Source organism: Streptococcus sp. HMSC057G03, from assembly GCF_001808745.1.
GTDB classification, from domain to species: Bacteria; Bacillota; Bacilli; order Lactobacillales; family Streptococcaceae; genus Streptococcus; species Streptococcus parasanguinis_Z.
Map to the genome: position 1 here is coordinate 39769 of NZ_KV794434.1, position 21351 is coordinate 61119.

The following is a 21351-nucleotide window of genomic DNA, read 5'->3' on the forward strand; positions in this document are numbered from 1 at the left end:
TCATGAAAAAAATTCTTACACTTACCATTGCTACGCTTAGCCTTGTCACTTTAGCAGCTTGTTCTGGACAAAAATCGGATTCAGATATGAAAAAAACGGACGATAGTAGTATGATGAAGAAGGACGATATGAAGAAGGATGACATGAAGGATTCGTCCATGTCCGATGATAAAATGAAAAAAGAAGACATGAAAGATTCATCTATGATGTCTGACAGCAGTTCTGAAATGAAGGATGATATGAAAAAAGATGAGATGAAATCCAGCGATTCAGAAATGAAAGATGAAAAGAGTGGATCATCTGATATGAAATCAGACAACTAATGAAAGAAGGGAGAGGTCATCTGAGGATGACTCAGATTGAAGACAACGTCATCTTAGAAACTTTCCTTAAGTGAGTACGGACGTCAGCGAACTTCGAAGAAGTTCCATGACTTAGTTTTGGACCTGAAGTTCCAAAACTCCCGGGTGTTAGAAACACTAATGTTTCTAACACTTTTCTCACGGCGGAAAGTTTCAGTGTGTATTTCAATGTACCTAATATGCTTTTTCATTTTATGTTTATAGCACTACTTAGGTTTGTTTTATGTTAAAAAACAGTTTGTCTGCATTCTAAGTCATCTGAGAATGATTTTCTTCCGATTTTGAAGAGGTGATAAAGATGAAAAAATTAGCTTTAGTAGCTGCAGGATTCTTGTGTACTGGATTTTTGGGGGCTTGCTCTAACCAAGGAATGGCCACTTCCACCAAAGACATGAGTCAACAAACAGCTAAGGCTGGGGATAGGCAACCATCTGGCAAGAAAGTGAAGGATGTTAGCCTGCAAGGAGTGGATGGCAAGACCTACCGATTATCCGATTACAAAGGGAAGAAAGTTTACCTCAAATTTTGGGCTTCCTGGTGCTCAATCTGTCTTTCAACATTAGGCGACACAAATGATTTAGCAAAGGCAGAGGAGGGTAAGGATTATGTGGTCTTATCCGTTGTAGCTCCAACCTTTAATGGTGAAAAATCGGAAGCAGATTTCAAAAACTGGTACCAGTCTTTGGATTACAAGGATTTCCCAGTCTTGATGGACAGTAAGGGCGACTTGCTCAAAGAGTATGGGATTCGCTCTTATCCATCTGCTCTCTTTATTGCGAGCGATGGAACTCTCGCTAAGACCCATATCGGTTATATGAGCAAGGAAGACATCGTCCAGACTCTAAAAGAAATGAAGTAAGGAGGACATAAAATGGAAACAAAATGGAAACTCATTTCCATTCTTTTAGTGGGGCTATTTTGTTTTGGAATCTTTTTCCTTATCAAAGGATCCATGGCCTTGGATACATCAGATGCGACGACTGAGCAGATCAAAAAAGCGTCCATGAGTCAGACACCAGTAGCAAACAAAAAGAAGGAAGAAAAAGTCAACCCAGAAGACCAACGAGAAATCTATCTAGCTGGTGGTTGCTTCTGGGGTGTAGAGGAATATTTCTCCCGTGTTCCAGGTGTGATTGATGCCGTATCAGGCTACGCCAATGGAAAGGGAGAAACGACCAAGTATGAATTGGTCCCTCAAACAGGTCATGCCGAAACGGTTCATATCACATACAATGTCAAGAAGGTATCTCTGAAAGAATTGCTCCTGCATTATTTCCGGATTATCGACCCAACGTCGAAGAATCGACAAGGAAATGATCAAGGGACTCAATACCGAACAGGTGTCTATTATGTCTCCCAAGAAGACCTTCCAACCATTAACCAAGTCTTTGAAGAAGAAGCAAAAAAATACGACAAACCGTTAGCAGTGGAAAAAGAGCCGCTGACTAATTTCATCAAGGCTGAGGACTACCACCAGGATTATCTAAAGAAACATCCGAATGGGTACTGCCATATCGATGTCAATCAGGCTTCTTATCCTGTTATTGATGCCAGTCGCTACTCCAAGCCAAGCGATGAGGAGATCAAAAAGAAGTTATCTCCTGAAGAGTATGCGGTGACACAAAAAAATGATACCGAACGGGCCTTCTCCAATCGTTACTGGGATCAGTTTGATGCCGGTATTTATGTAGATGTCGTGACCGGTGAGCCGCTCTTTTCCTCTAAGGATAAATTTGATTCTGGTTGTGGTTGGCCAAGTTTCAGTCGGCCTATTAGTCCTGATGTGGCCATCTATAAGGAGGATAAGAGTTTCAATATGACTCGGACAGAAGTTCGGAGCCGTGTGGGAAATTCCCATCTAGGCCATGTTTTTACCGATGGTCCCAAGGAAAAAGGTGGCCTTCGCTATTGCATCAATAGTTTGTCTATTACCTTCATTCCCAAAGCAGAAATGAAAGAAAAGGGCTACGGTTATTTATTGGACTATGTCTGAGACAATTCAGTCCATAATTTGCTATAATAAGTATAGCAAAGACAAGTAGGTGAAAGACATGTATGCGATCATGATTGTGGAAGATGAAGAGCTTATCCGGCAGGGATTGACTTCTTTAGTCGACTATGAACAGTTTGGAATGGCCGTCATCAACCAGGCAGAAAATGGCCGTGAGGCCTGGGAGAAGTTTCAAGATCAACCAGCTGATATCCTTCTAACCGATATCAATATGCCACAAATGAATGGCTTGGATCTGGCCCATCTCGTCAAAGAGCAGTCTCCGTCTTGTCATATCATTTTTTTGACAGGTTATGATGACTTTGAGTTTGCGAGAAAAGCCATCAAGTTAGGTGCAGATGATTATTTGCTGAAGCCTTTTTCAAAAGATGATATTGAAGAGATGTTAGCAAAGGTGAAGGGAAAACTCGATCAAGAGCGAAAAAAGGCGCAAGTCGAAGATTTGGTCAGTCATAGTTATTCGACAGACTTGGAAGAAGCCATTCATGCTCGTTTAGCAGATTCCCAGTTAAACCTGAAAGATTTGGCCTATCAACTTGGTTTCAGTCCCTCTTATCTAAGTGTATTGATCAAGAAAAAATTGGGACTCCCCTTCCAAGACTACCTCATCCAGGAGCGAATGAAGAAGGCTCAACTCTTGCTTCTCACGACAGATCTAAAGATTTATGAGATCGCCGATCAGGTTGGTTTTGAAGATATGAACTATTTTTCTCAACGCTTTAAGCAGGTTGTTGGGGTGACACCAAGGCAGTACAAAAAAGGAGAGCATGAATGAAACGATATCCCTTGCTGATCCAGCTGGTCCTCTACTTTTTTCTCTTCATTCTACTACTTTTTGGTCTCATCGGTAGCCTTTACTATCAAACGAGTTCAGGGACGATCCGCCAGCTAACGGAGCGGACGACAAGAAATAGTATCGATCAAAGCAGTCAGTTTATTACCTCCTATCTAAAAAAATTAAAGCAGACGACGACGGTGCTTAGCAAGGAACAGGCTGTTCGCCAATTTGCACAAGACAAGAGTGCGAATCAAGAAACGGTTCAACACCTGATGCGAACGATGATTGAAACGGATCCGGACCTGGTCTCAGCAGTCCTGGTGACTAAGGACGGACGTCTGGTAGCGACAGATTCCAAAATCAGCATGCAGACTTCTTCAGATATGATGAATGAAAGTTGGTATCAAGAGGCGATTAAGGAAAGAGCCATGCCGGTCTTGACGCCAGCTCGAAAGGAATCCTTGACCTCGGAAAAAGAAAAATGGGTGGTTTCTATTACCCAAGAAGTGGTCGATCAGACTGGTCAAAATCTCGGAGTAGTACGCTTGGATATTGGCTACGATAGCCTTCAGGCTTACTTGGATCACCTTCAACTAGGGAAACAAGGCTTTAGTTTTATCATTAATCAAAAGCATGAGTTTGTCTACCATCCTAAAAAGGCGGTCTATTCCTCCAGCCAAGAAATGCAGGCCATGCAGCCCTATATTGCTGTGAAAGATGGCTATGCTAAAGGTGGGCAAAATTTTATCTATCAGGTTCCGATTCCAGATAGTGATTGGACCTTGATTGGAGTGGCTTCACTTGAAGGACTTCAGATGCTTCAGTCGCAGCTCCTATACTCTTTCATTGGTCTAGGATTACTAGCTTTGATTATGTGTTTAATAGGGATCGGCTTTGTTCTGCGTTTGTGGATCAAACCCTTACGAGACCTTCAGGCTATCATTTTGAGGATTGGAGCAGGAGATGCTCACGTGAGAGCTGCAGCCAAAGGATCTCCAGAATTGGTGGACCTCGCTCAAACTTTTAATGCCATGTTGGACCAAATCGATAACCTCATGCAACAGGTTAAGGAAGAGGAGCAGAACGCACGGCGTTACGAGTTGCGGGCACTTTCGGCTCAGATTAATCCGCATTTCCTCTATAATACCTTGGATACGATTGTCTGGATGGCGGAGTTTAATGATAGTCGGCGCGTGGTCGACATTACCAAGTCTCTGGCTCAATATTTTCGACTGGCTCTCAACCAAGGCCAGGAACAAATCCTACTGAGAGATGAAATTGACCATGTCCGCCAGTATCTTTTCATTCAAAAACAACGTTATGGTGAAAAGCTCAATTATGAAATTATAGAAGATGAACGGTTGGGCGACTATCAGCTCCCCAAATTAGTGCTTCAACCCTTAGTGGAAAATGCGATTTACCATGGCATTAAAGAGATCGATCGGCCAGGTCTCATTCGAGTGACGACTGAAGTCAGTGGAGACTATGCCTGCGTATCGATTTTTGACAATGGACGAGGCTTTGATCGATCAGAATCAACAGCCCAAACCCTTCTTCGTTTAGGAGGTGTTGGCTTGAAAAATGTGGACCAACGATTGCATCTTCAATTTGGCGAAGCCTATCATATGGAGATTGATTCTAAGGCCAATAGCTATACCAAAATCACTCTATTTTTACCCCTTTCATCATCTGATGAACATGTATAGAGACAAAGATTGCCTTCTTTGTCTCTTTTTCCTTTTGGAAACTTTCAATGTTGAATTTCAACTCTTTTCTGGTCAAATCTGACGCAAGTCATCAAATTTATGATAGAATAAAGTGTTACAGTAAATAGATTTTGATGAAGGAACACTATGCGAAAAGAGATTGACCCTGAATTATATAATTACAATAAATTTCCTGGACCTGTGTTTCGTCAGGTAGGAGACCAGATCCTTTCAGAAAACCTCTCCTTTGAGTTGTTAAAAAATGAGAAGGAAGCTTTTGATGCGACTGTTTTTGGTCAGCGATTTTCTGAGATTTTAACCAAGTTTGATTACATTGTTGGTGATTGGAGCAATGAGCAGTTGCGCTTGCGTGGCTTTTATAAGGAAGAGCGCGATGTTGCAACGATGGATAAATTAAGTCGCTTAGACGATTATTTGTTAGAATATTGTAGCTATGGTTGTGCTTATTTTGTCCTTGAAAATAAGGAGCCCCATCGTGCTTCTTTTGATAAGAAATCACCGGTCAAAAAAGCTCAATCAGAAGAAAGAGAGCCGAAGAAGCGTTCGCGCAATCGCAAACAAAAAGATCGTTTCCAAAAACGAGAACGCGACAAGGGACAGTCAGCCAATAACTCGAAAAAAACAAGACCGTCTGCTGAGACCAAAAAAACAACGAAGACAGACAACAAACGTCATTTTGTGATTCGACAAAAAGAGGAGTAAGAAAGAATGAAACCATCCATTTATAGTTTAACACGCCAAGATATGATTGATTGGGCGGAAGAAAACGGGGAAAAGAAATTCCGTGCAGCACAAATCTGGGAATGGCTCTATCGCAAACGCGTCCAGTCCTTCGAAGAAATGACCAATCTTTCTAAGGACTTGATTGCGAAGTTAAATGATCAATTTGTCGTCAACCCACTTAAGCAACGGATCGTGCAAGAGTCAGCAGACGGGACGGTCAAGTACCTCTTTGAATTGCCAGACGGCATGTTGATTGAAACCGTCTTGATGCGTCAGCACTATGGATTATCTGTCTGTGTAACGACTCAAGTAGGATGTAATATCGGTTGTACCTTCTGTGCTTCTGGTTTGATCAAAAAACAACGCGATTTGAACAATGGTGAAATCGTGTCTCAAATCATGTTGGTCCAAAAATACTTTGACGAACGTGGCCAAGATGAACGGGTCAGCCATATCGTTGTCATGGGGATCGGAGAACCATTTGACAACTATAACAATGTCTTGAAATTTATCCGGACGGTCAACGATGACAAGGGATTAGCGATTGGTGCTCGCCATATTACAGTGTCAACTTCTGGTTTGGCTCATAAAATTCGTGACTTTGCAAATGAAGGTGTGCAGGTCAATTTGGCAGTGTCCCTTCATGCTCCAAACAATGACTTGCGCTCTAGCATCATGAAGATCAACCGGGCCTTTCCAATTGAAAAATTGTTTGCGGCGATTGAATACTATATTGAGACTACGAACCGTCGGGTGACCTTTGAGTACATCATGTTGAATGAAGTCAATGATGGAGTCGAGCAAGCCTTAGAGTTGGCAGAATTGCTCAAGAATATCAAGAAATTGTCTTATGTCAACTTGATTCCTTATAATCCTGTCAGTGAGCATGACCAATATAGCCGGAGTCCAAAAGAACGGGTCATAGCCTTCTATGATACCTTGAAAAAACAAGGTGTTAACTGTGTAGTGCGTCAAGAGCACGGTACAGATATTGATGCAGCCTGTGGCCAATTGCGTTCAAATACCATGAAACGGGATCGGGAGAAAGCGATTGTTGAACATGCGCAACCTTAAACAAGGGCTGATCGATCATACAGAACTAACAAAAAGAGGAAGAAGGCTGTTACGGAGTGGCAGCTTCTTCTATTTTATCCTTTTGTGTCTGATGTGTTTTTTGCCCCAACAGCCAGAGCCGGGTATGGAAACACCGGGTATTCAACATTTCGGTCGCATCGTCGTCCTGCTGGTTCCTCTTAATTCGGTGATGAATCTTGGTCAGATCACCAGTGTCATCCAACTCATTAAGGTCATTCTCCAAAACGTAGCCAATATCTTTTTGTTAAGCCCGCTAGTCTTTCAACTCCTCTGGCTATGGCCCTGGTTGAGGAGCCGCAAACGGGTCTTGTGCTTCGGCTTTGGGATGAGCTTGTGGATTGAATGTAGCCAAGTTCTGTTAGATCTCTTGTTTGATGCCAATCGTGTCTTTGAGCTAGATGATTTGTGGACCAATACCTTAGGGGCTTATCTAGCTTATTTAGGCTTTGAGTATTGCAGAGCACGATTGCTAGCAAAAAATGGGAAAATGTAAAATCCGAACATTTCAGCCGCTTTTTAAAATTTTTGTTGACAAAGTCAGAAGCGGGAGCTATAATAACTTCAAGACATCAGAAAAGTAGAGATTTTTCTCACTTCCAGGGAGCTTGTGGTGATTGCGAACAAGCAGTGGTGAATCTTGAAATGGGCTGATGCGTTTATGATGATGAATTTGAAACAATAAAAATTCGGTGAGCACACCTTATCGTGCACCCTGTTGTTAGACAGGTCAGAGATGTAGGAGAAAAAATAGCCTCCTACAATTGAGGTGGCACCGCGGTATCGAATCGTCCTCACACAGATTTTTCTGTGTGAGGTTTTTTGTATCTCAAAGGAACCCAGTGAGACTGCAGCTCAAAGGACCCGCGAGAGAAAAAGATCATAAACAGGATTGAAGATATAGAAAAGAGGACACAATCATGACAGAAACAAAAGGCTATTTCGGACAATTTGGTGGATCTTTCGTACCTGAACCGATTCAAAACTTGCTCAATCAATTAGAGGAAACCTTTGAACAGTATAAAAATGATCCAGAATTTATCGCAGAATACAAACATTATTTGAAAGATTATTCTGGTCGGGAAACACCGCTCTACTTTGCGGAAAGTTTGACAGAGCATTTAGGTGGGGCAAAAATTTATTTGAAGCGCGAAGACTTGAATCACCTAGGTTCGCATAAATTGAATAACGTTTTGGGGCAAATCCTCTTGGCTAAACGCATGGGCAAAACGCGCGTGATTGCTGAAACAGGAGCCGGTCAACACGGTGTAGCTACAGCAGCTGCGGCAGCTAAGTTCGGTATGGCCTGTGATGTCTACATGGGGGCAGAAGATGTGGAACGCCAACGCTTGAATGTCTTCCGCATGGAAATGATGGGGGCAACCGTTCATGCGGTTGAAACCGGGACTAAGACCTTGAAAGACGCCGTTGATGCTGCCTTTGGAGCATGGATGGCGGATCTAGATGCCTTTTACGTTTTGGGTTCTGCTGTTGGCCCTCACCCATACCCAACTATTGTGCATGAATTCCAAAAAGTGATCAGTGAAGAATCTAAACGTCAAATCTTGGAAAAAGAAGGTCGTTTGCCGGACTATGTGATTGCCTGTGTCGGTGGTGGCTCCAATGCCATCGGTGCCTTTTCTGAATATGTCGCAGAAGAGGAAGTCGGCTTGATTGGGGTAGAAGCAGCTGGACATGGCTTGGACACCGATCAACACGCAGCGACCATGACCAAAGGGACTATCGGTGTGGTTGATGGGATGAAGACCTATGCAGTCTTTGGCGAAGATGGAAAAGTAGCGCCAGTGTACTCGATCTCTGCTGGTTTGGACTACCCAGGGGTTGGTCCAGAGCATGCTTTCTTTAAAGATTCTGGTCGTGTCGAATATGTGGCTGCAACAGATGATGAAGCAGTAGAAGCTCTTCTTCTCCTCAGTAAGACAGAAGGAATCCTCCCAGCCATTGAAAGCTCACACGCGATTGCAGAAGCGGTCAAACGTGCTCCACAATTAGATAAAGACAAGATCATCATCATCAATGTTTCCGGACGTGGGGATAAGGATGTGGCTGCCATCGCCGATTATCTAGAAGCGAAGGTTGCAAAGTAAGAAGAACTTATCTGCAAAATATCGTATAAAGCAGTAAAGCGTGATAACTGAGAAAGAGACAGGGAACAAAGGGAATCCGGTCTCTTTCTTTTTTGAGAGCAAAGACGAGAATGCCTAGAAAGGATGCGATCTGGATGAGAAAGAGAATCTTGGTGGAGGAAAAGCTTAGCGAGAAGGTGGCGAGTAAGAGAAAATCTCCTGCTCCCATTCCGATAAAGAAAAAGTGAGCTCCTATCGCAAGGAGTAAAAAGACCAGCATGAGGAGATTACTACCGGATAAAAAGAGGACCAGGGCATGGAGACAGCACCAGATGACCAAGGGGTATTCCATAAAGCGAAGGTCATAAATGGCTAAAACGGCAGCCCCCAGTAGTGTTAGAAGCTGAGGCAGAGAAAGGAAACCATTGGCGCAGGCTAAAAAGAGTAGGCCACTCCAGATCTCAAAAAGGCAGTACCAAAATGGATAGGTCTGATGACAATAGCGGCAGCGAAAACGATGGAGTAGTTGCGAGATAATGGGGATGAGATCCCAAACTCCAAGGACGTGCTGACATTGATCACAATGACTACGAGGAGCGAGAATGGATTGGTTTGGGAAACGATCGACAACTAGCCCCAAAAAAGAGGCGATGCAAGTACCGATGGTAAAAAAATAAAAGTTGATCATACTTATTTATTCGTAAAGAAATCGAAAAATGTCATCATTTGCTTGAAAATCTTGTAAAGCCTTTCTAAATTTGATACAATAATGAACATGAAAAACCTGTATGATGTTCAACAATTTTTAAAACGTTTTGGAATCATCATTTACGTGGGGAAGCGCCTCTATGACATCGAATTGATGAAAATTGAGCTTCAACGTCTTTATGATGCAGGCCTAATGGAGCGGCTCGATTATTTAGAAGCCGATACCGTTTTAAGAAGAGAACACAAGCAAGAATTAGAATTTTTGAAAAAGAGTGAGGTAGAGTGATGGGAAATATCATTGTTTGGTTGGCTATTTTAGGAGCATTTGGATGGATGGCGTTTAATTATTTCCGCATCCGTAAAGCTGCTAAATTTGTGGATAATGCCACTTTTGAAGAGCTGATTCGTAAAGGTCAGTTGATTGACTTGCGAGAGCCAGCTGAGTTTCATGCCAAGCATATTTTAGGAGCACGCAACATTCCTTCTACTCAGTTGAAGTTGAGTCTTGCAGCCTTGCGTAAAGATAAACCAATTTTGCTCTATGAAAATAGCCGTAGTTCGCGTGTAACCAATGCGGCTCTCTATCTTAAGAAAAAAGGTTATACAGACATTTATGTCTTGTCTTATGGTCTTGATTCTTGGAATGGGAAAGTGAAAAAAGACGCTTAATAAAAAGAGCTCTAACTGCACAAAGTGTGTGGTTAGAGCTCTTTTATCTCGTTTTTTCAAGGTAGTCTTTGACCCGTGTGAGCTCCACCTCATTCAAAGGTCGGCTTTCTCCAGGGGCTAACTGAGGATCCAAGGTGAAGGGACCAAAAGACAAGCGTTTTAAGGATATTACTTTGACCCCAATGGCTAAAAACATCTTTTTCACTTGGTGGTATTTTCCTTCTGAGATTCGGACCTGGGCCTTGCTGTAGCTGGGGGTACTTTCTAGAATGGTCAAGGAGGCAGGCTTACAGATAGGGCCGTCTGTGAATGAAATCCCATTCTGAAATTGCTCGATGTGGGCTGCATAAAGCGGACCATTGACTTCTACCTCATAGACCTTCTCCACATGGTATTGAGGATGGAGCAGTTGAAAGCCTAAGGGACCATTATCTGTGAGGAGGAGCAAACCACTGGTATCGCGATCGAGGCGACCAAGAGGATAGAGGTCGGGGTACTCTTGCTGAGGGTCCACTAGATCGATCACCGTTGGATGGTGGGCGTCTCTTTTAGCGGTCACGGCCCCGATTGGCTTATGGAGCATGTAGTAGTGGTGACGCGGTTCTTGAATGATTCGTTCCCCTATTTGAATCTGTTGGAGTCCAGGGTCGATGTTTTGGGATAGCTTTTGAGCTGGTAGGTGATCGACCAAGATTTGCCTTCGGGCCAGAAGTTGTTTGATGTCTTTGCGAGCATACTGATGGTCTGCCATCAATTGATCTAATCTCATGGGAGCCTCTTTTTCTGAAATTCTTATCATCAGTGTATCATGAAAAGAAAAGGAAATCGAGTCGGAGAAAAGAAACGAAGATGAAAACATTTACAACTAGCTGAACTGTGTTTTTTAGATAGGACTGTGGTATAATTGTTCAGTTAGAAATATTATTTAAAATTTTATAGAGGAAATCATGACAAAATTAAGAGAAGATATTCGTAACGTTGCGATCATTGCCCACGTTGACCATGGTAAAACAACCTTGGTAGACGAATTGTTGAAACAATCGCACACCTTGGATGAACGCAAAGAATTGCAAGAACGTGCAATGGACTCAAACGATCTTGAAAAAGAACGTGGGATCACGATCCTTGCTAAAAATACAGCCGTTGCTTATAACGGAACTCGAATCAATATCATGGACACACCAGGACACGCGGACTTCGGTGGAGAAGTGGAACGGATCATGAAAATGGTCGATGGGGTTGTATTGGTCGTTGATGCCTACGAAGGAACCATGCCTCAGACTCGTTTCGTATTGAAAAAAGCCTTGGAACAAGATCTTGTTCCGATCGTTGTAGTTAACAAAATCGATAAACCATCTGCTCGTCCAGAAGAAGTTGTAGACGAAGTTCTTGAACTCTTCATCGAATTGGGTGCGGATGATGACCAATTGGAATTCCCAGTTGTTTATGCATCAGCGATTAACGGAACATCTTCACTTTCAGACGATCCAGCTGATCAAGAGCACACAATGGCACCGATCTTTGATACTATCATTGATCACATCCCAGCTCCAGTTGATAACTCAGATGAGCCTCTTCAATTCCAAGTATCCCTGCTTGATTATAACGACTTCGTTGGACGTATCGGTATCGGACGTGTCTTCCGTGGTACTGTAAAAGTTGGGGACCAAGTAACTCTTTCTAAATTGGATGGAACGACTAAGAACTTCCGTGTTACCAAACTCTTTGGTTTCTTTGGCTTGGAACGTCGTGAAATTCAAGAAGCTAAAGCAGGTGATTTGATCGCGATCTCTGGTATGGAAGATATCTTCGTTGGAGAAACGATCACACCGACAGACGCAGTTGAAGCTCTTCCAATCCTTCACATCGATGAACCAACCCTTCAAATGACCTTCTTGGTCAACAACTCACCATTTGCTGGTCGCGAAGGGAAATGGGTGACCTCACGTAAAGTCGAAGAACGTTTGCAAGCGGAATTGCAAACAGACGTCTCTCTTCGTGTTGACCCAACTGATTCACCTGATAAATGGACAGTTTCAGGACGTGGGGAATTGCACTTGTCTATCTTGATCGAAACCATGCGTCGTGAAGGATACGAATTGCAAGTGTCTCGTCCAGAAGTTATTATCAAGGAAATTGATGGTGTCCAATGTGAACCATTTGAGCGCGTACAAATCGACACACCAGAAGAATACCAAGGTTCTGTTATTCAAAGCCTTTCTGAGCGTAAGGGTGAAATGTTGGATATGGTTGCAACAGGTAACGGTCAAACTCGTTTGGTCTTCCTTGTTCCTGCGCGTGGTTTGATTGGATACTCAACAGAGTTCTTGTCAATGACACGTGGTTACGGAATCATGAACCACACCTTTGACCAATACTTGCCAGTGATTCCAGGAGAAATCGGTGGACGTCACCGTGGTGCTCTTGTTTCCATCGATAACGGAAAAGCAACCACTTACTCTATCATGTCTATCGAAGAACGTGGTACGATCTTTGTCAATCCAGGTACAGAAGTTTACGAAGGAATGATCATTGGTGAAAACTCTCGTGAGAACGACTTGACCGTAAACATTACGAAAGCAAAACAAATGACCAACGTTCGTTCCGCTACTAAGGACCAAACAGCGGTTATCAAGACTCCTCGTATCTTGACCTTGGAAGAATCTCTTGAGTTCTTGAACGACGACGAGTACATGGAAGTAACACCTGAATCTATCCGTTTGCGGAAACAAATCTTGAACAAAGCAGAACGCGAAAAAGCAAATAAAAAGAAAAAATCAGCAGCTGCTGAATAATACGGAAAGAAAGGAGAAACAAAATGGTCTATTTTATCTTAGGGATTTTGATTCTCCTTTTTTACCTTTTTATGACCCCAAAAAGTATTCGTGGTACCTTAAACAGTGTCACAATGGTGGTCTTGATCGTCTCTTTTATCGTCCTTGCTTGTCTCGCCATTTTTCAGATATTCCAACTACCGTCCGAGTTTTTTGTCGGTGCCTTTCTAGCCTTTGTTGGCTACCTGGCTTTGGTAGATATTTCCAAAATGACGACCAAACAGAAAAAATAAACGGTGACGTGATTTTTAAAGCCCTTTGGGCTTTTTAATTTTGCTAAAAAAAGGTAAAATAGAGAGTGATAAAAATGGAGCGAAGAAATCATGAAATTTGTGAAACAATTTGAAAATAAAAAGGTTCTTGTATTAGGTTTGGCTAAGTCAGGCGAGTCAGCTGCCCGTTTGTTGGATCGCTTAGGAGCGATTGTGACCGTCAATGATGGCAAACCTTTTGAAGAAAATCCAGCAGCACAAAGTTTACTGGAAGAAGGGATTAAAGTTGTGACAGGAGGTCACCCTCTGGAACTGTTGGATGAAGACTTTGCCGTCATGGTCAAAAATCCAGGAATCCCTTATACGAATCCGATGGTCGAAAAAGCGCTTGAAAAGGGCATTCCCGTCCTCACTGAAGTGGAATTGGCCTATCTGATTTCGGATGCGCCAATTATTGGGATTACAGGATCAAACGGAAAAACGACGACGACAACCATGATCGGGGAAGTCTTGACGGCTGCCGGCCAAGGTGGTTTATTGTCTGGGAATATCGGTTTTCCAGCTAGTCAAGTTGCACAAACAGCAACAGAAAAGGATGTTCTGGTCATGGAATTGTCTTCTTTCCAATTGATGGGAATTGAAGCCTTCCATCCAGAGATTGCAGTGATTACCAACCTCATGCCGACCCATATCGACTATCATGGTTCTTTTGAAAATTATGTAGCTGCCAAATGGAATCTTCAAAAGAATATGACAGAAAAAGATGTCATTGTCTTGAACTTCAACCAAGACCTGGCCAAGGAACTGGCGACAAAAACCAAGGCAAGTGTCCTTCCGTTTTCAACGGTCGAAAAAGTGGATGGGGCTTATTTGGAAGATGGACTTCTCAAGTTTAAGGGAGAAGTTGTTATGCGTGCAGATGAACTGGGCGTTCCAGGTAGTCACAATGTAGAAAATGCCTTGGCAACGATTGCAGTTGCAAAAGTCCGTGGTGTGGAGAATGAGGTCATTAAAGAAACCTTGTCAGCCTTTGGAGGTGTCAAACACCGTCTTCAATATGTGGATGAGATTCAAGGTGTCAAATTCTACAATGATAGCAAATCGACTAATATTCTAGCAACACAAAAAGCTCTTTCTGGTTTTGATAACAGCAAGGTGATCTTGATTGCAGGGGGGCTCGATCGTGGCAATGAATTTGATGAATTGGTGCCTCACATTACTGGTTTAAAGGAAATGGTGATTCTAGGGGAATCAGCTCCTCGAGTGAAACGCGCAGCAGATAAAGCTGGCGTCTCTTATGTTGATGCGGCAGATGTAGCGGATGCTACAAAGAAAGCCTTCGACTTGGCTAGCCCCGGAGATGTTGTGCTACTAAGTCCTGCTAATGCCAGCTGGGATATGTATCCGAATTTTGAAGTGCGTGGGGATGAATTCCTTGCTACAGTAAAAGGGTTGAAATAAGATGAAAAAAATAATGTTTACTGGTGGGGGAACCGTGGGACATGTGACCCTTAATCTCCTCTTGATTCCAAAATTTATCGAAGATGGATGGGAAGTTCATTATATTGGGGACAAAAAAGGAATCGAATACCAAGAGATCAAAAAGTCTGGCCTAGACGTACGCTTCCATTCAATTGCAACGGGGAAATTGCGCCGTTATTTCTCTTTCCAAAATATGATGGATGTGTTCAAGGTGGCTTGGGGAACGCTCCAGTCCATTGCAATCCTGCTTCGTGTGCGCCCACAAGTTCTCTTCTCAAAAGGGGGATTTGTCTCTGTGCCGCCGGTGATCGCAGCTAGACTCACGCGTGTCCCTGTCTATATCCATGAGTCGGATCTCTCGATGGGATTGGCCAATAAAATTGCTTATAAATTCGCTACCAAGATGTACACGACTTTTGAGCAAGCTCATGGTTTAACAAAGAGTGCGCATATCGGTGCGGTAACCAAGGTCACAGATCATATTCCGACAACTTCTGAAGAATTAGAAGAAAAAACACAAGGATTTCAAAAAGACTTGCCGACCCTTCTCTTTGTCGGAGGATCAGCCGGTGCGCGTGTCTTTAATGAATTTGTGACAGAGCATCAAGCAGAGCTCTTGCAGCACTACAATATCATCAATTTGACGGGTGATTCAACATTGAATCAGGCTGAGGGTGGCTTGTATCGAGTGGATTATGTAACCGATCAGTATTTACCCATGCTCCAGAAGGCTGATTTAGTGGTGACTAGAGGTGGAGCCAATACCTTATTTGAGCTCTTAGCTATGAACAAACTCCATTTGATTGTACCGCTAGGAAAAGAAGCCAGCCGTGGCGATCAGATTGAAAATGCCCAATATTTTGTGGATAAAGGTTATGCAGAGCAATTGCAGGAAGATCAATTGACGCTCGAAACCTTTAATGAAACCATTCAAGAAATGTTGAAGCAAAGCCAAGTCTACCACCAAGCAATGGAAAAATCGACAGAACTCCTTTCACTAGACGATTTTTATGGCCTGCTTCAAAAAGATATCAGTAAGGGAAAAGATGACGGACGACAATAAAAAAACGCCAACGGATGACAAAATTACAGAATTGTCAGCCTGGCAAAAAAGAAACAAAGAATATTTAGAAAAAAAAGCGCTTGAAAAAGCGGAAGAAGCTGAAACAGAGGAAACTGAAAGCGAAGAAGCAAAAGCAGACGAAGACCTTTCAGAAAAAGAAACAGCTTCCGTCTCAGAGGAAGAATCTGAAGAAGAAATAGAAGAGTCTGAAGAGGAAAATGAATCTGAGGTCGAAGAGGATCCAGAAGCAGATGGAGAAAGTTCAGAAGGAGAAAAGGATGATCCAGCTATAGAGGAGCTAGATCCTTCAGAGAAGCAAGAGAAAAAGCCTTCATTTTTTAAAGGCTTAAAGACGAAAAAACCAAAGAAGGAACCGACAGTGGCAAAATGCCATATCTATCGTGCCCTTCCGGTTATCGGAATCAGCTCTATTGTCGCCCTTCTCTCAATCTACTTTTTAAGCCCCTTGTCCACACAGAAAGTGATTGAATTTTCAGGGAATAAAGCGGTTGATCAGCAACTTTTGTATGAAAAAAGTCGCATCAAAGAAGAAGATTATACTCTGACGACCTTCCTTCATAAATCGGTCTATGAACAAAATATGAAAACGGCTAGTCCATGGATCAAAGAGGTTCACATGCATTATCAATTCCCGGTGACCTTTAAAGTCAATATCGTGGAACACAAAGTGGTTGCCTATTATGTGACCGGAGAAGACCACTATCCAGTATTGGAAAATGGAGAAGTCGTTGAGACAGTAACTCCAGCTTCGGAATTGCCGTCCTCCTATATTAGCTTAAAATTCTCAGATCGAGAATTGGTTAGACAATTTGTCCAAGAAATGAAATCCATTTCTTCTTCCATTACGGATAAAATTGTTTCGGTTGATCTGACACCGAGCAAGGTCACCAAGGATCTGGTGACCATCACCATGAAAAACGATAATAAAATCTTGGTGCCTGTTTCCCAAATTACCCGCAAGCTTCCTTATTATAAAGCCATTAGTAAGCAATTAGATGATGATTCGACTATCGATATGGAGGCTGGAGTTTTCAGCTATAGTGAACAATCCATCGCAGATGCCAAAGAGCAAGCTGAAAAAGAAAAGGCTGAAAGTACAGAAAAGCAAGAAGAACATTCTGAGGAAGCAAGCCAAGAACAGAATCAAGAACAGAATCCAGAAGGAGAAAATTCTTCTGGGAATGAGTAAAGCCCATAAATTATCTCAAATAATTGAAGAAAAAATGTCCATTTTAGGCTTCTTTGTGATATAATGAAGTTTGGATAGTTCCAACTAAAAGGGCTATAAATAGATGTAAAGTGAAAACAAATAAAGAGAGAGGACTGGTGTAATGGCTAGAGACGGCTTTTTTACAGGTTTAGATATCGGTACTAGTTCAATAAAAGTATTGGTGGCAGAACATGTCAATGGAGAAATGAATGTAATTGGAGTCAGCAATGCAAAAAGTGCTGGCGTCAAAGATGGAATTATAGTAGATATCGAAGCTGCTTCAAATGCAATTAAAACTGCAATCAGCCAAGCTGAAGAAAAAGCAGGGATTTCAATCAATCTAGTCAATGTTGGGTTGCCTGCAAACTTACTACAAATCGAAGCAACTCAAGGAATGATTCCAGTCACAAGTGATTCGAAAGAAATCACAGATGCAGATGTTGAGAATGTTGTCAAATCTGCACTCACAAAAAGTATGACACCGGATCGTGAAGTAATCACCTTCATTCCTGAGGAATTCACAGTTGATGGTTTCCAAGGAATCCGCGATCCACGTGGAATGATGGGGATCCGACTTGAAATGCGTGGCCTTCTTTATACAGGACCTCGTACAATCTTGCACAATTTGCGTAAAACAGTCGAACGTGCAGGCTTACAAGTTGAAAACATCATCATTTCACCGCTTGCGATGATCAAAACAGTCTTGAATGAAGGCGAACGTGAATTCGGAGCAACGGTGATCGATATGGGTGGTGGCCAAACAACGGTGGCATCTGTTCGTAGCCAAGAACTTCAATTTACAAATATCTACCAAGAAGGTGGCGATTATGTTACCAAAGATATTTCTAAAGTATTGAAAACTTCTCAAAAATTGGCAGAAGGCTTGAAGTTCAACTATGGTGAAGCCTATGTGCCATCTGCTGGAAACGAAGTCTTCCATGTAGAAGTCATCGGTGAAGTAGAGCCAGTTGAAGTGACTGAGAAGTACTTAGCTGAAATCATTTCAGCACGTATCAAACACATCTTTGAGCAAATCAAACAAGACCTTGAGAGAAGACATCTGTTGGATCTTCCTGGTGGTATTGTGATTATCGGTGGAGGAGCGATCCTTCCTGGTGTTGAAGAATTGGCTCAAGAAGTCTTTGGTGTAAATGTGAAATTGTTTGTTCCAAATCAAATTGGAATTCGCAATCCAGCTTTTGCCCATGTAATTAGCTTGTCTGAATATGCAGGCAATTTGACAGATGTGGATATTATTGCTCAAGCTGCGGTTCATGGAGACGAAGTCTTGCGTCAACAACCGATTCAATTTGATCGTCCAGTGCAACCACAAGTACAACCACAACCTGCTGCTCCAGCACAACCGGTAGTACCTGCATACAATGCTGAGAAGATTGAATCTCCAGTGGATACTCAAGAAATTCCAGCAGCAAGCAATGATAGCAAACAAGAACCAAAAACTACATTCACAGACCGAATGAAAAATTTGATCGGTAATATGTTTGATTAAGGAGTGTAAGTATTTATGACATTTTCATTTGACACAGCAGCGGCACAAGGTGCAGTAATTAAAGTAATCGGTGTCGGTGGCGGTGGCGGTAACGCCATCAATCGTATGATTGACGAAGGCGTTGCCGGTGTAGAATTCATCGCAGCTAATACAGATGTTCAAGCACTTTCAAGTGCAAAAGCTGAAACAGTTATCCAATTGGGTCCAAAATTGACTCGTGGATTGGGTGCTGGAGGTCAACCTGAAGTTGGTCGTAAGGCAGCTGAAGAAAGCGAAGAAGTGTTAACAGAAGCTTTGCAAGGTGCAGACATGGTCTTCATCACTGCAGGGATGGGTGGAGGATCTGGTACAGGTGCTGCACCAGTCATCGCTCGTATTGCAAAAGCAGTAGGTGCTTTGACAGTAGCCGTTGTCACTCGTCCATTCGGGTTTGAAGGTTCAAAACGTGGCAACTTCGCTATTGAAGGGATCAACGAACTTCGCGAACATGTAGATACCTTGTTGATTATTTCTAATAACAACTTGCTTGAAATTGTAGACAAGAAGACACCGCTTCTTGAAGCTTTGAGTGAAGCAGATAACGTTCTTCGTCAAGGTGTTCAAGGGATCACTGACTTGATCACAAGTCCTGGATTGATCAACCTTGACTTTGCAGACGTGAAGACTGTTATGGAAAACAAAGGAAATGCCCTCATGGGTATTGGTGTTGGTAGCGGTGAAGAACGCGTTATCGAAGCGGCTCGTAAAGCCATTTACTCTCCACTTCTTGAAACTACAATTGATGGTGCAGAAGACGTGATCGTCAACGTAACAGGTGGTTTGGATATGACATTGATCGAAGCTGAAGAAGCTTCAGAAATTGTGAACCAAGCTGCAGGTCACGGAGTGAACATCTGGTTGGGTACATCTATTGATGAATCTCTTAAAGATGAAATCCGCGTGACGGTTGTTGCAACTGGTGTCCGTCAAGACAAGGTAGAACGCGTTAGCGGAATTGCTTCCTCACAACGTCCTTATAAAACAGGACCACGTGAACAACGCCCACAAGCTGCACCATTTGACCGTGAATTTGATTTGAAACAAGATGTTGAATTGCCAACAACTCCAAGTCGTCCAGCGGTAGAACCAAACCGTGGCTCAGCCTTTGGTGATTGGGATATTCGTCGTGAGAATATCGTTCGCCAAACTGAACCAACATCAACACATCAAGTTGATCGTTACGTAGATTCATCTTCAGATGATGATGAATTAGAAACACCACCATTCTTCCGGAATCGTTAATCATGAATCTGGTAGAGAATGCTGATCTTGTTCGGCAACAAGTAGAAACAGCAAGAAACAAAGCTAACCGTCGAGATCAAGTTAATGTGATAGCTGTCACCAAGTATGTGGATGTTGCCACAACAGAAGCACTGGTAAAAACAGGTATCCAACATATCGGTGAAAATCGTGTCGATAAATTCCTAGAAAAGTATCAAGCTCTAAAAGACTATGACCTCACTTGGCACTTGATTGGGAGCCTCCAACGGCGGAAAGTAAAAGACGTGATCAATCTCGTCGATTACTTTCATGCCTTGGATTCGGTGAAACTGGCTCAAGAAATTCAAAAGCGAGCAGAACACCCGATCAAGTGTTTCCTCCAAGTGAACATTTCTGGTGAAGAAAGTAAGCATGGATTTGCACCCGATGAACTGGATGATGTTTTAGCGGAAATCGCACAGCTGGACAAAATTGAAATTGTTGGTTTAATGACGATGGCTCCTTTTGAGGCTAGTCAAGAAGAGTTGCAGGATATTTTTTCAAAAACTCACCAACTTCAGAAACAACTAGAAAAGAAACAATTAAAAAATATGCCTTTTTCAGAACTAAGTATGGGTATGAGTCGTGACTTTGAAGTAGCCATTGCGAACGGAGCGACTTATGTTAGAATTGGGACATCATTTTTTAAATAGGAAAGAACTATGTCATTAAAAGATAAATTTAACAACTTTATTGACTACTTCACAGAAGACGGTGAAGAAGTAGAAGTTCGCGAGGCAAAAGCAGCTGGGGCGGAAACTCAACCAGTTCCACAGCCACAGCCGACTCCTCAAGTGACTTCTCCACGTCCACAGATTAGTCAAAAAGAACCTGTAAAACCAAAACCGACTCCTGTCGCACCTGTTACAACTCCTGTATCTACAGCAGCTGTGAAGGAACCTGTTTCAACAACGAAAAGTTCATCTGAAAATATTACGCGCTTGCATGAACGTCAACGTGAATTGGCTGCTAAGCGTGCGAATACAGATGAAAAGATTACCATCGATGTACGCTATCCCCGCAAATACGAGGAAGCGACTGAAATTGTTGATCTATTACTATCTAATGAGAGTATCTTGATTGACTTCCAATATATGACAGAAGTACAAGCACGTCGTTGTTTAGATTATTTGGATGGAGCTCGTTATGTTTTAGCGGGAAATCTTCGTCGTGTGGCAAGTACCATGTACTTGTTGACTCCGATTAATGTAGTTGTTAACGTTGAAGATATTCGCCTTCCAAATGATGTGGAAGTAACAGAATTTGACTACGATATGAAACGTAATCGTTAAAATGATTATTTTTCAATATCTATCAAATATCATTCAAATCTATTCCATCATTCTAGTCATCTATGCCTTGCTTGCTTGGTTCCCTGGGGCGCCTCAGAGTACTCTCGGACAAATGGTTCACCGCCTAGTTGAACCATTTTTGAGCCTTTTTAGAAAGTTACCCTTGCAGGTGGGAGGTTTAGATTTCACAGTTTGGATAGCACTTTTGGTTTTGAACCTGATGAATCAGTTATTAGCCCGGTTGTTCCTACTTTTGATTGGATAGAATATG

General features: G+C 42.5%; 23 protein-coding genes and 1 other annotated feature. Of the genes, 21 read left to right on the forward strand and 2 right to left on the reverse strand.

The features are described from left to right. The first annotated feature begins 2 nt into the window (after nucleotides 1–2). The 9 genes from HMPREF2686_RS08605 (at nucleotide 3) to trpB (ending at nucleotide 8801) form a co-directional block, all read left to right on the forward strand. Complete coding sequence (locus HMPREF2686_RS08605) at nucleotides 3–323, forward strand: hypothetical protein (protein WP_049507021.1); 321 nt, start codon at nucleotides 3–5, stop codon at nucleotides 321–323. A gap of 337 nt (nucleotides 324–660) precedes the next feature. Continuing rightward, the gene (locus HMPREF2686_RS08610) at nucleotides 661–1221 is read left to right on the forward strand and encodes a redoxin family protein (protein WP_049507019.1); all 561 of its coding nucleotides are present in this window, start codon (nucleotides 661–663) and stop codon (nucleotides 1219–1221) included. A gap of 12 nt (nucleotides 1222–1233) precedes the next feature. Beyond that, complete coding sequence (msrB, locus tag HMPREF2686_RS08615; RefSeq protein ID WP_049507017.1) at nucleotides 1234–2355, forward strand: peptide-methionine (R)-S-oxide reductase MsrB; 1122 nt, start codon at nucleotides 1234–1236, stop codon at nucleotides 2353–2355. Between the two features lie 58 nt (nucleotides 2356–2413). Further along, the gene (locus HMPREF2686_RS08620; protein WP_070450305.1) at nucleotides 2414–3148 is read left to right on the forward strand and encodes a response regulator transcription factor; all 735 of its coding nucleotides are present in this window, start codon (nucleotides 2414–2416) and stop codon (nucleotides 3146–3148) included. Next, nucleotides 3145–4857 carry a cache domain-containing sensor histidine kinase gene (locus tag HMPREF2686_RS08625; RefSeq protein WP_049507015.1) on the forward strand — a complete coding sequence of 571 codons (1713 nt, stop codon included), beginning with the start codon at nucleotides 3145–3147 and terminating at the stop codon, nucleotides 4855–4857. The genes HMPREF2686_RS08620 and HMPREF2686_RS08625 overlap by 4 nt, the downstream gene beginning before the upstream one ends. A 147-nt stretch (nucleotides 4858–5004) precedes the next feature. After that, nucleotides 5005–5580 (forward strand): YutD family protein, encoded by a 576-nt coding sequence (locus HMPREF2686_RS08630; RefSeq protein WP_049474406.1) that lies wholly within the window; start codon nucleotides 5005–5007, stop codon nucleotides 5578–5580. 6 nt (nucleotides 5581–5586) lie between these two features. After that, a complete protein-coding gene (rlmN, locus tag HMPREF2686_RS08635; protein WP_049483934.1) occupies nucleotides 5587–6675 on the forward strand; it encodes a dual-specificity RNA methyltransferase RlmN in 1089 nt (362 codons plus the stop codon). Then, the gene (locus HMPREF2686_RS08640; RefSeq protein WP_070450308.1) at nucleotides 6662–7189 is read left to right on the forward strand and encodes a VanZ family protein; all 528 of its coding nucleotides are present in this window, start codon (nucleotides 6662–6664) and stop codon (nucleotides 7187–7189) included. The genes rlmN and HMPREF2686_RS08640 overlap by 14 nt, the downstream gene beginning before the upstream one ends. A gap of 62 nt (nucleotides 7190–7251) precedes the next feature. Next, nucleotides 7252–7492, forward strand: a binding site (T-box leader). Between the two features lie 121 nt (nucleotides 7493–7613). Beyond that, a complete protein-coding gene (gene trpB, locus HMPREF2686_RS08645) occupies nucleotides 7614–8801 on the forward strand; it encodes a tryptophan synthase subunit beta (RefSeq protein ID WP_061604234.1) in 1188 nt (395 codons plus the stop codon). Nucleotides 8802–8808: 7 nt separating this feature from the next. On the opposite strand, the gene HMPREF2686_RS08650 is transcribed toward trpB, so the two are convergent. Continuing rightward, complete coding sequence (locus HMPREF2686_RS08650) at nucleotides 8809–9468, reverse strand: prepilin peptidase (RefSeq protein ID WP_070450311.1); 660 nt, start codon at nucleotides 9466–9468, stop codon at nucleotides 8809–8811. 87 nt (nucleotides 9469–9555) lie between these two features. Here HMPREF2686_RS08650 and HMPREF2686_RS08655 point away from each other — a divergent pair, with 87 nt between their 5' ends. Both HMPREF2686_RS08655 and HMPREF2686_RS08660 read left to right on the forward strand, forming a co-directional pair. Beyond that, nucleotides 9556–9774, forward strand: a complete 219-nt coding sequence (locus tag HMPREF2686_RS08655) for a YqgQ family protein (RefSeq protein ID WP_003017930.1) — start codon at nucleotides 9556–9558, stop codon at nucleotides 9772–9774. Then, entirely contained in the window at nucleotides 9774–10157 is a 384-nt protein-coding gene (locus HMPREF2686_RS08660; protein WP_049507007.1) for a rhodanese-like domain-containing protein, read from the forward strand. Before HMPREF2686_RS08655 ends, HMPREF2686_RS08660 begins: the two co-directional genes overlap by 1 nt. Before the next feature lie 43 nt (nucleotides 10158–10200). Here HMPREF2686_RS08660 and HMPREF2686_RS08665 read toward each other — a convergent pair whose 3' ends face one another. Continuing rightward, the gene (locus HMPREF2686_RS08665) at nucleotides 10201–10926 is read right to left on the reverse strand and encodes a 16S rRNA pseudouridine(516) synthase (RefSeq protein WP_049507005.1); all 726 of its coding nucleotides are present in this window, start codon (nucleotides 10924–10926) and stop codon (nucleotides 10201–10203) included. Between the two features lie 178 nt (nucleotides 10927–11104). Here HMPREF2686_RS08665 and typA point away from each other — a divergent pair, with 178 nt between their 5' ends. The 10 genes from typA to HMPREF2686_RS08715 all read left to right on the forward strand — a co-directional run bounded on the left by typA (nucleotide 11105) and on the right by HMPREF2686_RS08715 (nucleotide 21345). Beyond that, on the forward strand, nucleotides 11105–12952 hold the full coding sequence (gene typA / locus HMPREF2686_RS08670) for a translational GTPase TypA (RefSeq protein WP_049474409.1): 1848 nt from the start codon (nucleotides 11105–11107) through the stop codon (nucleotides 12950–12952). Nucleotides 12953–12975: 23 nt separating this feature from the next. After that, nucleotides 12976–13224, forward strand: a complete 249-nt coding sequence (locus HMPREF2686_RS08675) for a DUF3165 family protein (protein WP_049507003.1) — start codon at nucleotides 12976–12978, stop codon at nucleotides 13222–13224. A gap of 90 nt (nucleotides 13225–13314) precedes the next feature. Next, nucleotides 13315–14664, forward strand: a complete 1350-nt coding sequence (gene murD / locus HMPREF2686_RS08680) for a UDP-N-acetylmuramoyl-L-alanine--D-glutamate ligase (RefSeq protein WP_070450316.1) — start codon at nucleotides 13315–13317, stop codon at nucleotides 14662–14664. 1 nt (nucleotide 14665) lies between these two features. Further along, nucleotides 14666–15748: a UDP-N-acetylglucosamine--N-acetylmuramyl-(pentapeptide) pyrophosphoryl-undecaprenol N-acetylglucosamine transferase gene (locus HMPREF2686_RS08685; protein WP_070450319.1), complete on the forward strand. Its 1083-nt coding sequence runs from the start codon at nucleotides 14666–14668 to the stop codon at nucleotides 15746–15748. After that, nucleotides 15732–16958 carry a cell division protein FtsQ/DivIB gene (locus HMPREF2686_RS08690; protein WP_070450322.1) on the forward strand — a complete coding sequence of 409 codons (1227 nt, stop codon included), beginning with the start codon at nucleotides 15732–15734 and terminating at the stop codon, nucleotides 16956–16958. The genes HMPREF2686_RS08685 and HMPREF2686_RS08690 overlap by 17 nt, the downstream gene beginning before the upstream one ends. Before the next feature lie 142 nt (nucleotides 16959–17100). Beyond that, nucleotides 17101–18489, forward strand: coding sequence for a cell division protein FtsA (ftsA, locus tag HMPREF2686_RS08695; protein ID WP_070450325.1), 1389 nt, complete (start codon nucleotides 17101–17103; stop codon nucleotides 18487–18489). A 15-nt stretch (nucleotides 18490–18504) separates the two neighbouring features. Continuing rightward, a complete protein-coding gene (ftsZ, locus tag HMPREF2686_RS08700; RefSeq protein ID WP_003005955.1) occupies nucleotides 18505–19770 on the forward strand; it encodes a cell division protein FtsZ in 1266 nt (421 codons plus the stop codon). Between the two features lie 2 nt (nucleotides 19771–19772). Next, nucleotides 19773–20441: a YggS family pyridoxal phosphate-dependent enzyme gene (locus tag HMPREF2686_RS08705; RefSeq protein WP_070450328.1), complete on the forward strand. Its 669-nt coding sequence runs from the start codon at nucleotides 19773–19775 to the stop codon at nucleotides 20439–20441. A 9-nt stretch (nucleotides 20442–20450) separates the two neighbouring features. Beyond that, on the forward strand, nucleotides 20451–21080 hold the full coding sequence (locus HMPREF2686_RS08710; RefSeq protein WP_070450331.1) for a cell division protein SepF: 630 nt from the start codon (nucleotides 20451–20453) through the stop codon (nucleotides 21078–21080). Nucleotide 21081: 1 nt separating this feature from the next. Continuing rightward, a complete protein-coding gene (locus HMPREF2686_RS08715) occupies nucleotides 21082–21345 on the forward strand; it encodes a YggT family protein (RefSeq protein ID WP_049491323.1) in 264 nt (87 codons plus the stop codon). The last annotated feature ends 6 nt before the right edge of the window (nucleotides 21346–21351 follow it).

Excerpts from the sequence above, each read along its gene's own strand:
- HMPREF2686_RS08605 (WP_049507021.1), top strand. The coding sequence starts at position 3 with ATGAAAAAAATTCTTACACTTACCATTGCTACGCTTAGCCTTGTCACT.
- HMPREF2686_RS08610 (WP_049507019.1), top strand. The coding sequence starts at position 661 with ATGAAAAAATTAGCTTTAGTAGCTGCAGGATTCTTGTGTACTGGATTT.
- msrB (WP_049507017.1), top strand. The coding sequence starts at position 1,234 with ATGGAAACAAAATGGAAACTCATTTCCATTCTTTTAGTGGGGCTATTT.
- HMPREF2686_RS08620 (WP_070450305.1), top strand. The coding sequence starts at position 2,414 with ATGTATGCGATCATGATTGTGGAAGATGAAGAGCTTATCCGGCAGGGA.
- HMPREF2686_RS08625 (WP_049507015.1), top strand. The coding sequence starts at position 3,145 with ATGAAACGATATCCCTTGCTGATCCAGCTGGTCCTCTACTTTTTTCTC.
- HMPREF2686_RS08630 (WP_049474406.1), top strand. The coding sequence starts at position 5,005 with ATGCGAAAAGAGATTGACCCTGAATTATATAATTACAATAAATTTCCT.
- rlmN (WP_049483934.1), top strand. The coding sequence starts at position 5,587 with ATGAAACCATCCATTTATAGTTTAACACGCCAAGATATGATTGATTGG.
- HMPREF2686_RS08640 (WP_070450308.1), top strand. The coding sequence starts at position 6,662 with ATGCGCAACCTTAAACAAGGGCTGATCGATCATACAGAACTAACAAAA.
- trpB (WP_061604234.1), top strand. The coding sequence starts at position 7,614 with ATGACAGAAACAAAAGGCTATTTCGGACAATTTGGTGGATCTTTCGTA.
- HMPREF2686_RS08650 (WP_070450311.1), bottom strand. The coding sequence starts at position 9,468 with ATGATCAACTTTTATTTTTTTACCATCGGTACTTGCATCGCCTCTTTT.
- HMPREF2686_RS08655 (WP_003017930.1), top strand. The coding sequence starts at position 9,556 with ATGAAAAACCTGTATGATGTTCAACAATTTTTAAAACGTTTTGGAATC.
- HMPREF2686_RS08660 (WP_049507007.1), top strand. The coding sequence starts at position 9,774 with ATGGGAAATATCATTGTTTGGTTGGCTATTTTAGGAGCATTTGGATGG.
- HMPREF2686_RS08665 (WP_049507005.1), bottom strand. The coding sequence starts at position 10,926 with ATGAGATTAGATCAATTGATGGCAGACCATCAGTATGCTCGCAAAGAC.
- typA (WP_049474409.1), top strand. The coding sequence starts at position 11,105 with ATGACAAAATTAAGAGAAGATATTCGTAACGTTGCGATCATTGCCCAC.
- HMPREF2686_RS08675 (WP_049507003.1), top strand. The coding sequence starts at position 12,976 with ATGGTCTATTTTATCTTAGGGATTTTGATTCTCCTTTTTTACCTTTTT.
- murD (WP_070450316.1), top strand. The coding sequence starts at position 13,315 with ATGAAATTTGTGAAACAATTTGAAAATAAAAAGGTTCTTGTATTAGGT.
- HMPREF2686_RS08685 (WP_070450319.1), top strand. The coding sequence starts at position 14,666 with ATGAAAAAAATAATGTTTACTGGTGGGGGAACCGTGGGACATGTGACC.
- HMPREF2686_RS08690 (WP_070450322.1), top strand. The coding sequence starts at position 15,732 with ATGACGGACGACAATAAAAAAACGCCAACGGATGACAAAATTACAGAA.
- ftsA (WP_070450325.1), top strand. The coding sequence starts at position 17,101 with ATGGCTAGAGACGGCTTTTTTACAGGTTTAGATATCGGTACTAGTTCA.
- ftsZ (WP_003005955.1), top strand. The coding sequence starts at position 18,505 with ATGACATTTTCATTTGACACAGCAGCGGCACAAGGTGCAGTAATTAAA.
- HMPREF2686_RS08705 (WP_070450328.1), top strand. The coding sequence starts at position 19,773 with ATGAATCTGGTAGAGAATGCTGATCTTGTTCGGCAACAAGTAGAAACA.
- HMPREF2686_RS08710 (WP_070450331.1), top strand. The coding sequence starts at position 20,451 with ATGTCATTAAAAGATAAATTTAACAACTTTATTGACTACTTCACAGAA.
- HMPREF2686_RS08715 (WP_049491323.1), top strand. The coding sequence starts at position 21,082 with ATGATTATTTTTCAATATCTATCAAATATCATTCAAATCTATTCCATC.